We start from the raw sequence: 14,583 nt of genomic DNA on the forward strand, positions 1-14,583 counted from the left end.
TTCCAGAGCCGCCACCCAGCGTTGTTTTCGAACTTTCCAAATTTTCGGTTTGTCGCATACTCCAGAAAAACGATAGTGACGTGAGGGATCAATGAGCGAGGATCGGACCAAAGCCAACGCCATCGACGACAGTCGTTTCCGCCTGTTGATCGATGCTGTGATTGACTACGCGATCTACATGATTGATCCCGATGGCATCATCACCAGCTGGAATGCCGGCGCCAGGCGTTTCAAGGGGTATGAAGAGGCCGAAATCCTCGGCCAGCACTTTTCGCGGTTCTATACCGAAGAGGATCGCCGTGCTGGTTTGCCCCTGCGAGCGCTGAACACGGCGATCAGGGAGGGGCGTTTCGAGGGGGAAGGCTGGCGGGTTCGCAAGGACGGCACGCATTTCTGGTGCCACGTGGTCATTGATCCGATTCTCGACCCGTCGGGTAAGTTGCTAGGGTTTGCCAAGATCACTCGGGACCTGACCGACCGCAAAATGGCCGAAGAAGTCCTCAAGCAAAGCGAGCAGCAATTCCGTCTGCTGGTTCAAAGTGTCACTGATTACGCCATCTACATGCTCACCCCGGATGGCCGCATAACCAACTGGAACCTTGGGGCTCAGCGAATCAAGGGCTTCTTGCCCGAAGAAGTCATCGGCCAGCATTTTTCGATGTTTTATACCCCGGAAGACCGCGAGGCCGGCGAACCACAACGGACCCTGGACATTGCAATCCGTGAGGGGCGATTCGAAAACAAAGGCTGGCGTGTGCGCAAGGACGGTACGCGGTTCCTGGCACATGTCGTGGTCGACCCGATTTGGGGCGACACCGGAACGTTACTCGGCTTCGCCAAGATCACCCGTGATATCACCGAAGTCACCCAAGCCCAGCAGGCCCTGGAGCAAACCCGCGAAGCGCTGTTTCAGGCGCAGAAGATGCAGGTCATCGGTCAACTCAGTGGTGGCATTGCCCACGACTTCAACAACTTGCTGACCGTCATCCTTGGCAATCTGGAGATCATCCGCAAACGCGTCGGGGATGATTCGAGTATTACCCGATTGGTGGACAACGCCACTCAAGGTGCCTTGCGTGGCGTAACCCTGACTCAGCGCATGCTGGCGTTTGCCAGACGCCAGGAGCTCAAGTCCGAACCTGTCGAGATTCCGAAGCTGGTGCAAGGGATTACCGGACTGTTGCGCAGCTCCCTCGGGCCTTCCGTGGTGCTCGAAACGCGCTTTTCGCCAGAACTTGAACCGGTCCTGGCCGACGTCAATCAGCTCGAACTGGCGGTACTGAACCTGGTGACCAACGCTCGAGATGCAATGCCCCATGGCGGAAAAATCGTGATCAGTGCCCAGACAGACGCTGTTGCGGACAAGGCACAGCTTTCCCTGGCGCCCGGTCGTTATGTCTGCCTGAGTGTCACCGATACCGGTGAGGGTATGGATGACGCGACGCTGGCATCGGCAACGGACCCTTTTTTCACCACAAAGGGAGTTGGCAAAGGTACTGGTCTGGGGCTGTCGATGGTTCATGGCTTTATCGAGCAATTGGGCGGTCGATTCGTTCTCAAGAGCCTGAAGGACAAAGGCACAACCGCCGAACTGTGGATACCCGTCGCCACCGCTGGTTCAGTCGCCAAACCTGTTGCCGAGGAGCAAGCCGGACCGCCGGTGCCCCGACTTTGTGTGTTGGTGGTGGACGACGACAGCCTGGTATTGACCAGTACCTGTCTGTTGCTCGAGGACCTGGGGCATCGAGTGATTAGTGCCGCGTCCGGCGCACAGGCGTTGGCCATGTTCGACAGCGAACAGGCGATTGATCTGGTCATCACTGACATGGCCATGCCTCAGATGAATGGCGCGCAACTGGCGCAGGCTATCCGTATCATCAAGCCGAGCCTGCCGATCATCCTTGCCACCGGTTACGCCGAGCGCCTGGAAGGTTTCGCCACCAGACTTCCGCGCCTGTCCAAACCCTTTACCCAACTCAATCTGGTGGAAATCATTGCCACGACCATGAAATGACAATCAACCTAAAAGGTGCGGTATATGCCGTAATGCTGTTCACTTAAGGTTGGGGAACATATCCGTTTCTTCGGTCATGGCGACTGGCGGTTTCGCTTTTACAGCGAGTCACTTTGGAAAAGAACCCCAAAGTAACCAAAGGGTTCTTGCCCCTTTCGTTCGGTGCCTCGCCCAGGCTCGGCATGCCCTCGCTCCGGTCCTGCTCCGTGGGCCCGCCGCCATCGGCCATCCATGGCCGGGGGCGGCTAACCCGGCATCCATGCCGGGTTGCCCACTGCGCAGAACCTCCACTCGGCCTCTCGAGGGGGCGGTGCATCAAGATCAAAAGCTGCAGGCGAGCTAACGCTCGGCCTGTTGAGTGGTGAGGAGCGTGCGTACACCCTTCCCCCTGTAGGAGCTGTCGAGTGAAACGAGGCTGCGATCTTTTGATCTTGCCGTGGCTGTGGCTCTGGCTTTTGATCTTGATCTGCCTGCCCCTTTCCCAGAGGCCGAACGCAGGCATTGCGCAGGGGGCACCGCGGCAAGGATGCCGCGGTAGCCGCCCCCGGCCATGGATGGCCGATGGCGGCGGGCCCCCGGAGCAATGCCGGAGTGAGGGCATGCCGAGCCTGGGCGAGGCACCGAATGGCGGGGCAGGAGCCTTTGGTTACTTGGGGCTTTTCCAAGTGACTCGCTGTAAAAGCGAAACCGCCAGCAGCCATCACCACAGAAACGGATATGCCGGGCCTTCTGTTGTCCATCACCTGCATCAAGCCGCCAGATTGGCTGCGCTCATTTCTTTCTTGTACTGGGCTTTCAAACTTTCCATTTGCAAGCCCAGCTCTTCAAGTGTGGCTTTGCCCAACAGCTTTTTAGCCTGAGGGAACATTTCCGTTTCCTCTTCTTCAATGTGATGTTCCAGCAGTTCCTTGACCACTTTCACGCGACCGGCAAATTCCGGGGTGGACGGGTCGGTGACTTTCAGGTCCGGCAGTACCAGGGAATCTACGGTGCGATGTTCTTCCTTGGCTTCGTAATACATGACGTCCTGTTCCTTGCCCCCGGCTTTTTTGTACGCCGGGTACAAGACCTCCTCTTCGAGACGGGTATGGATGGCGATCTCCATTTCCAGCTTGGCCAGCAACTCACCGCGCTTTTTAACACCACGCTCGGTGGATTCGCTTAGCTGGGCCAGGATGCCTTTTACGCGTTCATGGTCGGCTTTCAACAAGTCTATGGCGTTCATGGTCGAGTCTCTCCAACAAGTCAGGGGTGAGCGCAAACGGTCTCAAGGCCGAAGGTCGCTCATAGTCCTTGAGCATTTGTCGTGCCGGTTTTTCGGTGCGATAACGTTCTTATAAAACAATGAGTTGGAGTGGCTGATGGCAAACTGAAGTCATGCAGCCTGCATGAGTCCGGAAATTGACTCATGCAGTTCGCGGTGGAGTATTGATGCCTTGGGCAGTAAAAAGCCCGGCGATTGCGCCGGGCTTTTCAAGTTCAGGATATGGGTTCGGGTTGCTGGAGCGAACGATGAGCGTTTTGCGTGGAAATCGAGACAGGCGGGAAAGCTTGGTTGAGCAGCCGCAAGTGCTCGATTGCTTCCTCGAACTTCAAGTCGGCCTTCCTGCGCATCGCCTGATAGCGATCAAACCGTTCCACATCCATGTCGCTATCCTCGAGTAACGCAAAGGCGTTACGGCTCAGAGCCTGGGCCTCTTCAAACATCTGATGATTACGTTCCAGGGCGAAGGCCCGGCAGGCTTTGATTTCTTCGGAGGTGGAATAGTGAATCATGACCAGCACCTGATTTTCCGAGGTTCCTTTTGATAGGTATCGATGCCGTAGGGGTACCGAACCTGGCAAGTCCCGCCGTGCAAAAGTCGCGAGGGATCAAGGTTGTGACCTGCGGGCTCGCTAAAGGATTTCAAATTTATTAGCGAAAAATATCGATAATTCATGCCGTAAACACCCACGACCAAATCAAAAACCCTGTTTTTTTTGCCGTTCATATCGAGCCAGAATCGGTTGAGTGCTGATCCCGTGGAGGAGAATGCTGAGCGCGACCACAGACAACGTCAGGTCGATACATAACGTTGCTATCGAATCGCCCAACCCATGGTTCACGGCATAAAACAGGTAATACAGACTTCCGATGCCGCGTATGCCAAACCAGCCAATCAACATTCGCTGCTGACCGTTGAGCAAGCTGCCCCAAGGCATGGCGACGACGCTCAGTGGTCTTATCAGACAAAACAAAACGCCGGCGATCGGCAATGCGCGCCAGTCCCAGTGCGCCATCAGCACCACGCCGAGCAGCGTCACCAGAAAGACTTCCATGGCCCGCTCCACCAGGCTGCCGAAGGCGAGCATGTCGCCCATCATGATGCCCGCGGCGACCTGAGCATCTTCAAGGCTTGCGGTATCACCATGAACCGCATGTTGCGGCTCGACATTTTGATGTCCCACGACAGGCTGAACCAGATGCTCGGCGGGAAGCTCGTGGCTACCCGTGGATTTGACTTCTTCGTGGCGTAAACCCAGGCCGGCGGCGAACACCGACAGAAAGCCGTAACCGTGAATCGACTCGGCCCCGACATACGCCAGGGCAATCAAGGCGAGGGCGAGGTAATCATTCGGCGAAAGGGTGCTGTCGTCATTTTTGATGCGCATTAACAAGGTCAGGCGGCCAATGCCACGTCCCATCCAGTAGCCGGTGAGCAAACCGGCCGGGACTGCCCACAACAGACTGCGCAGCAACCAGTCGCTCAGCCAGCCGGGGTTGCCGTTGTGTTGCACCAGCAGCAGGCCGAGGATGACAAACGGGAAGGCGACCCCGTCATTGAGCCCGGCTTCACCCGACAGTCCGAAGCGCACGCTGTCGTCATCCCGGGCGTCGTTGACTTGCACCAGGGCGGCGAGTACCGGGTCGGTGGGCGCCAGAATCGAACCGATCAACACAGACGCGCCCCAGGACAATTCGAAACCGTAATGCAGCAACAGACTGACGCCGGCGATGGTCAGCACCATGACCGGGCCGGCCAGGCCGTAGGCAATCCGCCAGTTTTTGTCCCTGAGCGGCAAGCGCAACTTCAAACCACAGACAAACAACGAAAACAGCACCGCGACTTCCGTCAGATGCTCCATCCAGGTGGACGCATCTTCGGTGTCCAGTTTCAACAGCCCGAACGCCGCGGGCCCGATGGCTATACCCAGCACCAGGCACACCGCCGACGTTGTCACCGGCATCCATCGCAGGTACGACGACGTCAGCGCCAGCGTCAGCAGCACGGCACCCAGCACCGCCACCCACAAAATGAAACTCATGCTCGGTACTCGTCGGGTGCGTGCCGCGATGTAGAGCCTTTGGCAATCAATTGACGGTCGCGCGCAGGTATTCAGGTGTCAGTACGTTGAACCATAGCAGGATCATTGAGACCAGGAGGGTGACCAGCACCAGCAATCCGACGCCCCAGACGCAAACGGCGTTCAGCAGGCCTTGTTCCTTGCGCTCATGCATAAAGGTCGGCAAGCCGACGAACAGCAGAAACGTCGAATAGATCGACGCCGCGCCCAGCACCACAATCGCCAGCCAGCGGCTGGGGTATAGAGCGGCGAAGCCTGCGAGGAAAAACGGTGTCACAGTGTAAGCGGCAAAACCGATGCATTGATTGACGGTCGGCCTCGCGTCGAAGGTGCGCGACATCCAGCGGATGAACAGCCCCATCAGCGCCACGCCGGCGACGATGGTCACGTACAGCAGCACGCAGAGCTGTAGCGCGCTGGCAGTGCTTAGCTTGACGATTTCGTTGTCGGCCAGGCTCCAGCCGACGTAGGTGGTCCCGATAAACAGACACACCGCAGGAATCATGGCGAGCAACAGCAAATGAGCGAGGTAGTGGTGTGGATGCGCTTCCTCTTCCTTGCGGATATCCGTCCACGCAAAGTTCGGTTGAGTAAACAGCTTGACGATAGGTGCGGACATGATGGCCTCCGGATCTGGAGCGGCCGTAGCAGGGGGGCCCTAAACGTATTGAGGGGCGAGTTTTGACAGGGGTTCACTTTTTTATCCCTGAGCCGGGCGTCGTCCGATAGAGGGAATGTTTGGAGACGCTGAAGGTCAACCGAGCAGCTCTCCTTTCTGGATGATGTGCCATGAGCGTCAGCCAATCCGTGGTCGAGTATTTGCGTCAAAACGACTTGCTGCTGACCACCGCAGAGTCTTGTACGGCCATTTGTTTCGCCTGGGCCTATCAGACCGGGCAGGGGCCATGTGTCTTCAGCCGACAACTGCGATTTTCCGGCTCACGCAGTGAGGTTCAGTTATTAGCATCAGAGCACGCGTTGAAGTTGCTGCCGCATTTCCATCAACGAGCATTGGCCGGTGAACAAGGGCAGGGCGCACTCGATGAACGATGAACCCGGCCATACCGATTATCACAGCCGCGACTATCCCGTGCGCGAAGACATGGCGCATCAGGTCAAGGTCTGGCGATTCGAGCGTTGGGGCTGGTTCACCTTGATGCTGTTGGTGTTGCTGGCGCTGCTCGGCCTGTTTTCACGCGGGCCGCTGAGTACCCGGGACATTTATGGCGACGATGGCAAGGTCAGGGTGCAATACGAGATGTTCCACCGCCACGGATCGTCCAACCCTATGCAGATCAGCGTGAGCGGTGCGCCCAATGCCACGGTTGAGCTGGAACTGAGCGGGGCGCTGCTGGACGGTTTCAACATTGAAACCCTGCAACCGCAACCCCAGCGCGCCATCAGTGCCGGGCAGGGCATGAAGCTGTGGGTGCAAACCGACGCTCAGGGCCAGGCAAACCTTTATCTGACGTTGCGCGGCGATGGGCTGGGACTGTTTCGCAACCGCGTTGCATCGCCCGGCGCCATGCCCGTGAACCTCGATCAATTCATTTTCCCTTAGGTGACCTATGGACTCGGTATTGCGCGCGGTCGCGATGTATCTGGCGCTGATGGTGCTATTCAAAATTGCCGGCCGACGCTCTCTCGCCGAATTGACGACATTTGATTTTGTGCTGTTGATGATCATTGGTGAGGCGACGCAACAGGCATTGCTGGGCGATGACTTTTCCCTGACCAATTCGATGCTGGTGATCGTCACGCTGATTGCCATCGACGTCGGCCTGTCGCTGCTCAAACAGCGCTCGCGATGGGTATCGCAGTTGATCGATGGCGGACCGACGATCATCGTCGAGAACGGCAAGGTCCTGCACAAACGCCTGCGCCACGCGCGATTGATCGAGGCCGACATCATGGAGGCGGCACGCTCGAGTCAGGGCATCGAGACCCTTGAGCAAATCAAGTTCGCGATCCTTGAGCGAAACGGCAAGATATCGGTGATTGCTCAAGAGCAGTCCTGAGCAAACCGTTGCAATAGAGCCATACCTGCTTTTGTGGCGAGGGAGCTTGCTCCCGCTGGCTGCGTAGCGGCCCCAAAGATCTGTGAGCGCTGCGCGCTCAAGCGGGAGCAAGCTCCCTCGCCACAGGTTTCTCGCTGATTGAAGAGCTGTGTTCAGAGCATCGGTTTGCCACCGGTGATCCCGTATCGCTGGCCCGTGATGTAACTGGCCTCATCCGACGCCAGCAACACATAAATCGGCGCCACTTCCACCGGTTGACCCGGCCGTCCGAGTGGCGTTTGCCCACCAAAGTTCTGCACTTCTTCATCGGGCATGGTCGAGACAATCAGCGGCGTCCAGATCGGCCCCGGTGCCACGCAGTTCACCCGAATGTTCTTCGTCGCCAGCATCTGCGCCAGGCCCGCGGTGAAGTTGGCAATCGCGCCTTTGGTCGTGGCGTAAGGCAGGAGGGTCGGTTTGGGCATGTCCGAATTGACTGAGCTGGTGTTGATGATCGAACTGCCGGGTTTCATGTGCTTCAACGCGGCCTGACAGAGCCTGAAAATGGCGGTGATGTTGACGTCGAAGGTCATCACCCATTCTTCGTCCGGGATGTCCTCGAAGTGTTCGTGGGTCATCTGGAACGCGGCGTTGTTGACCAGCACGTCGATCCGGCCGAAGCGTTCGACCGTCTTGTCCACAAGGGCCTGGCATTGGGCTTTCTGCGCCAGGTCACCGGGCAACAGCAGGCACTGCCGGCCGGCCTGTTCGACCCAGCGTGCGGTTTCCTGCGCGTCTTCATGTTCATTGAGGTAGGCGACGGCCACATCCGCGCCTTCACGGGCGAAGGCGATCGCTACGGCGCGACCGATGCCACTGTCGGCGCCGGTGATCAGGGCGATCTTGCCGTCCAGTCGGCCTGATCCCTTGTAGCTTTGTTCGCCACAATCGGGATACGGGTCCATTTTCTTTTGGGAACCGGGGACAGGCTGGGCCTGTTTCGGGAAGGGTGGTTTTGGATAGGCAGTCATTGGGAAATCTCCGTTCGCAAGGCAGAGGAGTCAAAGGGTTGACCCTGGTGTTTTGCCTTGAGTTCGGTTGGATTTCATGTCGCGAAAAATCAAAAGATCGTCCGAACGCGGCCAGAGACTTCGGACGATCTTTTGATCTGGATTCAAATTTTGCGATTGAGCAAACTGCGCTCCATCCGCGCGATGCCTTCTTCCAGCAATGCCCGTGGGCAGCCGAAATTCAGGCGCACGAACTGTTTGCTGTCATCGCCGAAATCCAGACCTGGGCTCAGCCCGACCTTGGCTTGTTCAAGGAAAAACTGCTGAGGGTTATCCAGTCCCAGCGCCGAGCAATCGAGCCACGCCAGATACGTGCCTTGCGGGATATTCATGGTCACCCCTGGCAGTCGCGTGTTGACCGCTTCCACCAGATAATCCCGATTGCTTTGCAGATACGCCTTCAACCCAGCCAGCCAAGGGCCGCCTTCGCTGTAGGCGACGCGAGTCGCTTCCATGCCCAACGGGTTGACGCTGTCAACCATGCCGCAGCGGGCATGGTTGACCTTTGCACGCAACGCCGAGTCCTGAATAATCATGAACGATGTTTTCAGCCCCGCGATGTTGTAAGCCTTGCTCGCCGACATCAGCGTGATGGTGCGCTTGGCGATTTCCGGGCTCAGGGAGGCCGTCGGAATGTGCACGCGCCCGTCGAAACACAGCTCGGCATGAATCTCGTCAGAGATGATCCAGGCGTCCTGCTCCAGACAGATGTCGGCGACCGCTTGCAGTTCTTCTCGCGGGAAGACTTTGCCCACCGGGTTGTGCGGGTTGCTCAGCAGCAGCGCACCGCCACCGGTCAGCGCCTGATTCAGGGCATCGAGTGGCGTGGCGTACGTGCCGTCCGCCAATGCGTCGAATTCGAGTTCGACCTTGTTCAGACCCCAGTGCCCCGGCGCATGACGCAGCGGCGGGTAGTTCGGGACCTGAACCACGACGTTCTGCTGCGGCTGGACCAGCGCATTCAGCGCCATGTTGAACCCCGACTCCACGCCCGGCAGGAAAATCAGTTCCTCAGGCAATACGCGCCAGGCGTACTTGTTCCACAGGTCGGCGACGATGGCGTTGCGCAAGTCATCCTGGGCCACGCTGTAGCCGAGCATCGGGTGTTCCAGACGTTTTTGCAGGGCCTGGATGATCACCGGCGGTGCGGAGAAGTCCATGTCGGCCACCCACATCGGCAACACGTCGGCCGGATAACGGCTCCATTTGGTACTGCCGGTGTTGTGGCGGTCGAACACCTGATCAAAATCGAAAGTCATGCTCAGTCTCATAAAAAGCGTGGTTGAACGTGGGGCAATGATAAACGCCAAGGACCTGTGGGAGCGAGCTTGTGTGTGGTGGCTGACTCCCGGCATTGCCCGATGGTCGGTTTTCACACAGTCAGTTCTAACATTGTCTACAGTTTTAAGTGTCGGCAGTCAGACTGCCGCAACCGTGATTGTCCAGAAAAACCCGGCAAAACTACCGGGTCTCCACCTGACAGGAGTGCACGATGGACCTCAACCGTCGTCAGTTCTTCAAGGTCGCTGGTATCGGCCTTGCGGGCTCGAGCCTCGGCGCGCTGGGCATGGCCCCAGCGACTGCCTTCGCCGAGCAGGTGCGCCACTTCAAGCTTGCCCACACCCATGAAACCCGCAACACCTGCCCGTACTGCTCGGTAGGCTGCGGCTTGATCATGTACAGCCAGGGCGATGCCGCCAAGAATGTCGCGCAAAACATCATCCACATCGAAGGCGATGCCGATCATCCGGTCAATCGCGGCACCCTGTGCCCCAAAGGCGCCGGCCTGCTGGACTTCATTCACAGCCCCAGCCGTCTCCAGTACCCGCAGGTGCGCAAGCCCGGCACCACGGAGTGGACGCGAATCTCCTGGGATGAAGCACTGGATCGCATCGCCGACCTGATGAAGGCCGACCGCGACGCCCACTTCATCGAGAAGAACGCCCAGGGGCAAACGGTGAACCGCTGGCTGACCACCGGTTTCCTCGCGGCGTCGGCATCGTCCAACGAAGCGGGGTACATCACCCACAAGGTGATTCGCAGTCTCGGCATGCTGGGGTTTGATAACCAGGCACGTGTCTGACATGGCCCGACGGTGGCAAGTCTTGCCCCGACGTATGGCCGTGGTGCCATGACCAACCACTGGACCGATATCGCCAACGCGAATCTGGTTCTGGTGATGGGTGGCAACGCCGCGGAAGCGCACCCTTGCGGTTTCAAATGGGTGACCGAAGCCAAAGCCCACAACAAGGCGCGGCTGATTGTGGTCGACCCGCGTTTCACCCGTACCGCCTCGGTGGCCGACTATTACGCACCGATCCGCACCGGCACCGACATTGCCTTCATGGGCGGGCTGATCAATTACCTGCTGACCGAAGACAAGATCCAGCACGAATACGTGCGGGCCTATACGGACGTGTCGTTCATCGTCAAAGCCAACTACGGCTTCGAGGACGGGTTGTTCAGCGGTTACGACGCGAGCAAGCGCACCTACACCGACAAGTCCGGCTGGGGCTACGAAATCGGCGAGGACGGTTTCGCCAAAGTCGACCCGACCTTGCAAGACCCACGCTGCGTCTATCAATTAATGAAGCAGCATTACAGCCGCTACACCCTGGAGCTGGCCAGTCAGGTCTGCGGCATGCCCGTGGACGCGATGCAGAAAATCTGGGAGGAGATCGCCACCTGCTCGCAACCGGGCAAAACCATGACGATTCTCTATGCGCTGGGCTGGACCCAGCATTCGACCGGCTCGCAGATGATCCGCAGCGCGGCCATGGTGCAACTGCTGCTGGGCAACGTCGGCATGCCGGGTGGGGGAGTCAATGCCCTGCGCGGGCACTCCAACATCCAGGGCCTGACCGACCTGGGCTTGCTGTCCAACCTGTTGCCCGGTTACCTGACCCTGCCGGCTGAAGCCGAACAGGATTACAACACCTACATCGCCAAACGTGCACTCAAGCCGCTGCGTCCCGGGCAGATGTCCTACTGGCAGAACTATGGCAAGTTCCACGTCAGCCTGATGAAAGCCTGGTACGGCGCCAATGCCACCGCCGAGAATAACTGGGGCTACGACTGGCTGCCCAAGCTGGACATTCCCGGCTACGACATCCTGAAAATGTTCGACATGATGGGCAAGGGCGAGGTCAATGGCTACATGTGCCAGGGCTTCAACCCGATCGCCGCCTTGCCGGACAAGAACCGTGTGATGAAGGCGCTGGCCAAACTCAAGTGGCTGGTGGTGATGGACCCACTGGCTACCGAAACTTCGGAGTTCTGGCGCAACGCCGGGCCTTACAACGATGTGCAAACGGCCGAGATCCAGACCGAAGTCATCCGTCTGCCCACCACCTGTTTCGCCGAAGAAAACGGTTCGCTGGTCAACAGCGGTCGCTGGCTGCAATGGCACTGGAAGGGTGCCGATGGCCCGGGGCAGGCGCGCACGGACGTGAAGATCATGGCCGAGCTGTTCTTGCGCCTGCGCAAGCGTTACCAGGCCAACGGCGGTGCCTGGGCCGAGCCGATCCTCAAGCTCGACTGGCCCTACAAAATACCGGATGACCCGACGCCGGAAGAGCTGGCCCGGGAATTCAACGGCTACGCCGTCGCCGATGTCACTGACGCCTCGGGCGCGGTGGTCAAGGCCGGTCAGCAGCTGTCCGGCTTCGGCCAACTCAAGGACGATGGCAGCACGGCGTCCGGGTGCTGGATCTTCTGCGGCAGCTGGACCGAGCAGGGCAACAACATGGCCCGGCGTGACAACAGCGATCCTTTCGGTATGAAGCAGAACCTCGGCTGGGCCTGGGCTTGGCCGATGAACCGGCGGATTCTCTACAACCGCGCCTCTTGCGACCCTCAAGGCAAACCGTGGGACCCGAACAAGCGGTTGGTGTGGTGGAACGGCAAGGTCTGGACCGGCACCGACGTGCCTGACTACAAGGCCGATGTGCCGCCGGAAGCCGGGATGAACCCGTTCATCATGAACCCCGAAGGCGTGGCGCGTTTCTTCGCCCTCGACAAGATGAACGAAGGGCCGTTCCCGGAACACTATGAGCCGTTCGAGACGCCCATCGGCATCAACCCGATGCACCCCAACAACAAGCAGGCGACCAGCAACCCGGCCGGGCGGATCTTCGATTCAGTCTGGGACACCCTCGGGCAGGCCAAGGACTTCCCTTATGCGGCGACCAGCTACCGGCTGACCGAACACTTCCACTTCTGGACCAAACATTGCCCGATCAACGCCGTGACCCAGCCTGAGCAATTTGTCGAGATCGGCGAGGTGCTGGCCAAGGAGAAGGGCATTGCTGCCGGCGACCGGGTCCGTGTCAGTTCCAAGCGCGGGCATATCGAAGCGGTGGCGGTGGTGACCAAGCGGATTCGTCCGCTGCAGGTCAATAACCAAGTGGTGCATCAGATCGGTATCCCGTTGCACTGGGGCTTCACCGGCGCCACCCGTCACGGTTACCTGACCAACACCCTGGTGCCATTCCTCGGCGATGGCAACACACAGACCCCGGAATCCAAGTCATTCCTGGTCAACGTGGAGAAAGTCTAAATGGCCAGCCAAGACATTATCGCCCGTTCGGCCACCACCACCATGCCGCCCTCGGTGCGCACGCAAGAGGAAGTGGCCAAGCTGATCGACACCACCAAGTGCATTGGCTGCAAGGCTTGTCAGGTCGCCTGCTCGGAATGGAACGAGCTGCGCGACGAGGTCGGCCACAACCTCGGCACCTACGACAACCCTCAAGACCTGAGCGCAGATACCTGGACCTTGATGCGCTTCACCGAGCATGAAACCGACGCCGGCAATCTGGAGTGGCTGATTCGCAAGGACGGCTGCATGCACTGCGCAGAACCCGGTTGCCTGGCGGCGTGTCCGAGTCCGGGGGCGATCATCAAACACGCCAATGGCATTGTCGATTTCGACCAGGACCATTGCATCGGCTGTGGGTATTGCATCACCGGTTGCCCGTTCAATATCCCGCGCATCTCGCAAAAGGACCACAAGGCTTATAAATGCACGCTGTGCTCGGACCGGGTGGCGGTGGGGCTGGAGCCGGCCTGCGTGAAAACCTGCCCGACCGGCGCCATCGTTTTCGGCAGCAAGGAAGACATGAAAGAACACGCTGCCGAACGGATCGTCGACCTCAAGAGTCGCGGTTTCGAAAATGCCGGTTTGTATGACCCCGCAGGCGTCGGCGGCACTCACGTCATGTATGTGCTGCACCATGCCGACACGCCCAGGTTGTATGCCGGGTTGCCGGATCACCCGGCGATCAGTCCGCTGGTGGACCTGTGGAAAGGCCTGAGCAAACCCCTGGCGTTGCTCGCCATGGGCGCCGCAGTGCTGGCCGGGTTCTTCCATTACGTGCGCGTTGGGCCGCAGTTGGTCGAGGAAGACGAACATCCAGTCATCGTCGACCCAGCGGTGCATGAATTCGATCCATCGGTGCACACCTTTGATCCGACCAAACCCGGCGGGGAGGACAGGCCATGAGCGACAAACCAATCCTGCGCTACACCTCCAACCAGCGCACCAATCACTGGCTGGTGGCGATTGTGTTTCTGATGGCGGCACTGTCGGGATTGGCGCTGTTTCATCCGGCGCTGTTCTGGCTCAGCAACCTGTTTGGCGGCGGCCCGTGGGCGCGCATTCTGCATCCGTACATGGGCGTGGCGATGTTTGTGCTGTTCCTCGGCCTGGTGTTCAGTTTCTGGCGGGCGAATTACTTCAGCGCCAACGACCGGTTGTGGCTCAGGCGCGTCGGGACTGTCATGCGCAACGAAGAGGAGGGCGTGCCGCCGATCGGCAAGTACAACCCGGCGCAGAAGCTGCTGTTCTGGGTGTTACTGATCTGCATGCTGGTGTTGCTGTTCAGCGGGCTGGTGATCTGGCGCGCCTGGTTCAGCGCGTACTTTGGCATCACCAGCATTCGCTGGGCGATGCTGCTGCATGCGTTGGCGGGTTTCATCCTGGTGTTGAGCATTATCGTCCACGTCTATGCGGGTATCTGGATTCGCGGCTCGGTCCACGCCATGGTGCGTGGCAGGGTCAGCCGCGCCTGGGCGAGAAAACACCATGAGCTCTGGTACCGGGAAGTGACCCGTGATGATACGCCTGAGCCACCGATCAGCAAAAAAGGATGACCCC

General features: G+C 59.0%; 13 protein-coding genes. 7 read left to right on the plus strand and 6 right to left on the minus strand.

Annotation, left to right across the window (positions count from 1 at the left end; translation table 11 throughout):
- Window positions 1-91 precede the first annotated feature (91 nt).
- Entirely contained in the window at window positions 92-2,014 is a 1,923-nt protein-coding gene (locus tag ACSQ87_RS16205; RefSeq protein WP_223431029.1) for a hybrid sensor histidine kinase/response regulator, read from the plus strand.
- A 748-nt stretch (window positions 2,015-2,762) separates the two neighbouring features.
- Here the strand turns inward: ACSQ87_RS16205 and ACSQ87_RS16210 are convergent.
- From ACSQ87_RS16210 to ACSQ87_RS16225, 4 genes are all read right to left on the minus strand, one after another.
- The gene (locus ACSQ87_RS16210; protein ID WP_223431027.1) at window positions 2,763-3,239 is read right to left on the minus strand and encodes a hemerythrin domain-containing protein; all 477 of its coding nucleotides are present in this window, start codon (window positions 3,237-3,239) and stop codon (window positions 2,763-2,765) included.
- Window positions 3,240-3,493: 254 nt separating this feature from the next.
- On the minus strand, window positions 3,494-3,790 hold the full coding sequence (locus tag ACSQ87_RS16215) for a hypothetical protein (protein ID WP_223431026.1): 297 nt from the start codon (window positions 3,788-3,790) through the stop codon (window positions 3,494-3,496).
- A gap of 186 nt (window positions 3,791-3,976) precedes the next feature.
- Window positions 3,977-5,320: a cation:proton antiporter gene (locus tag ACSQ87_RS16220; RefSeq protein WP_223431024.1), complete on the minus strand. Its 1,344-nt coding sequence runs from the start codon at window positions 5,318-5,320 to the stop codon at window positions 3,977-3,979.
- A 46-nt stretch (window positions 5,321-5,366) separates the two neighbouring features.
- Window positions 5,367-5,978: a Yip1 family protein gene (locus tag ACSQ87_RS16225; RefSeq protein ID WP_223431023.1), complete on the minus strand. Its 612-nt coding sequence runs from the start codon at window positions 5,976-5,978 to the stop codon at window positions 5,367-5,369.
- A 170-nt stretch (window positions 5,979-6,148) separates the two neighbouring features.
- On the opposite strand from ACSQ87_RS16225, the gene ACSQ87_RS16230 reads away from it, so the two are divergent.
- Genes ACSQ87_RS16230 through ACSQ87_RS16240 form a run of 3 tightly spaced genes read left to right on the plus strand, consistent with a single transcriptional unit; the run spans window position 6,149 to window position 7,377 of the window.
- Window positions 6,149-6,412, plus strand: coding sequence for a hypothetical protein (locus ACSQ87_RS16230; protein ID WP_223431021.1), 264 nt, complete (start codon window positions 6,149-6,151; stop codon window positions 6,410-6,412).
- Window positions 6,402-6,920 carry a hypothetical protein gene (locus ACSQ87_RS16235; protein WP_223431019.1) on the plus strand — a complete coding sequence of 173 codons (519 nt, stop codon included), beginning with the start codon at window positions 6,402-6,404 and terminating at the stop codon, window positions 6,918-6,920. The genes ACSQ87_RS16230 and ACSQ87_RS16235 overlap by 11 nt, the downstream gene beginning before the upstream one ends.
- Before the next feature lie 7 nt (window positions 6,921-6,927).
- Window positions 6,928-7,377, plus strand: a complete 450-nt coding sequence (locus tag ACSQ87_RS16240) for a DUF421 domain-containing protein (RefSeq protein ID WP_223431018.1) — start codon at window positions 6,928-6,930, stop codon at window positions 7,375-7,377.
- Window positions 7,378-7,529: 152 nt separating this feature from the next.
- On the opposite strand, the gene ACSQ87_RS16245 is transcribed toward ACSQ87_RS16240, so the two are convergent.
- Both ACSQ87_RS16245 and ACSQ87_RS16250 read right to left on the minus strand, forming a co-directional pair.
- A complete protein-coding gene (locus ACSQ87_RS16245; protein WP_223431017.1) occupies window positions 7,530-8,387 on the minus strand; it encodes an SDR family oxidoreductase in 858 nt (285 codons plus the stop codon).
- 143 nt (window positions 8,388-8,530) lie between these two features.
- Complete coding sequence (locus ACSQ87_RS16250) at window positions 8,531-9,685, minus strand: MalY/PatB family protein (protein ID WP_223431015.1); 1,155 nt, start codon at window positions 9,683-9,685, stop codon at window positions 8,531-8,533.
- A gap of 233 nt (window positions 9,686-9,918) precedes the next feature.
- Between ACSQ87_RS16250 and fdnG the strand changes: the two genes are divergently transcribed.
- From fdnG to ACSQ87_RS16265, 3 genes are read left to right on the plus strand one after another with little or no spacing between them, the layout of a single operon-like run.
- The gene (gene fdnG / locus ACSQ87_RS16255) at window positions 9,919-12,984 is read left to right on the plus strand and encodes a formate dehydrogenase-N subunit alpha (RefSeq protein WP_223431014.1); all 3,066 of its coding nucleotides are present in this window, start codon (window positions 9,919-9,921) and stop codon (window positions 12,982-12,984) included.
- Complete coding sequence (gene fdxH, locus ACSQ87_RS16260) at window positions 12,985-13,929, plus strand: formate dehydrogenase subunit beta (RefSeq protein WP_223431013.1); 945 nt, start codon at window positions 12,985-12,987, stop codon at window positions 13,927-13,929.
- On the plus strand, window positions 13,926-14,579 hold the full coding sequence (locus ACSQ87_RS16265) for a formate dehydrogenase subunit gamma (protein ID WP_223431012.1): 654 nt from the start codon (window positions 13,926-13,928) through the stop codon (window positions 14,577-14,579). The genes fdxH and ACSQ87_RS16265 overlap by 4 nt, the downstream gene beginning before the upstream one ends.
- Window positions 14,580-14,583: the final 4 nt, after the last annotated feature.

The sequence above is a fragment of the Pseudomonas sp. LjRoot277 genome (assembly GCF_964253845.1).
In the GTDB taxonomy this organism is placed as follows: Bacteria; Pseudomonadota; Gammaproteobacteria; order Pseudomonadales; family Pseudomonadaceae; genus Aquipseudomonas.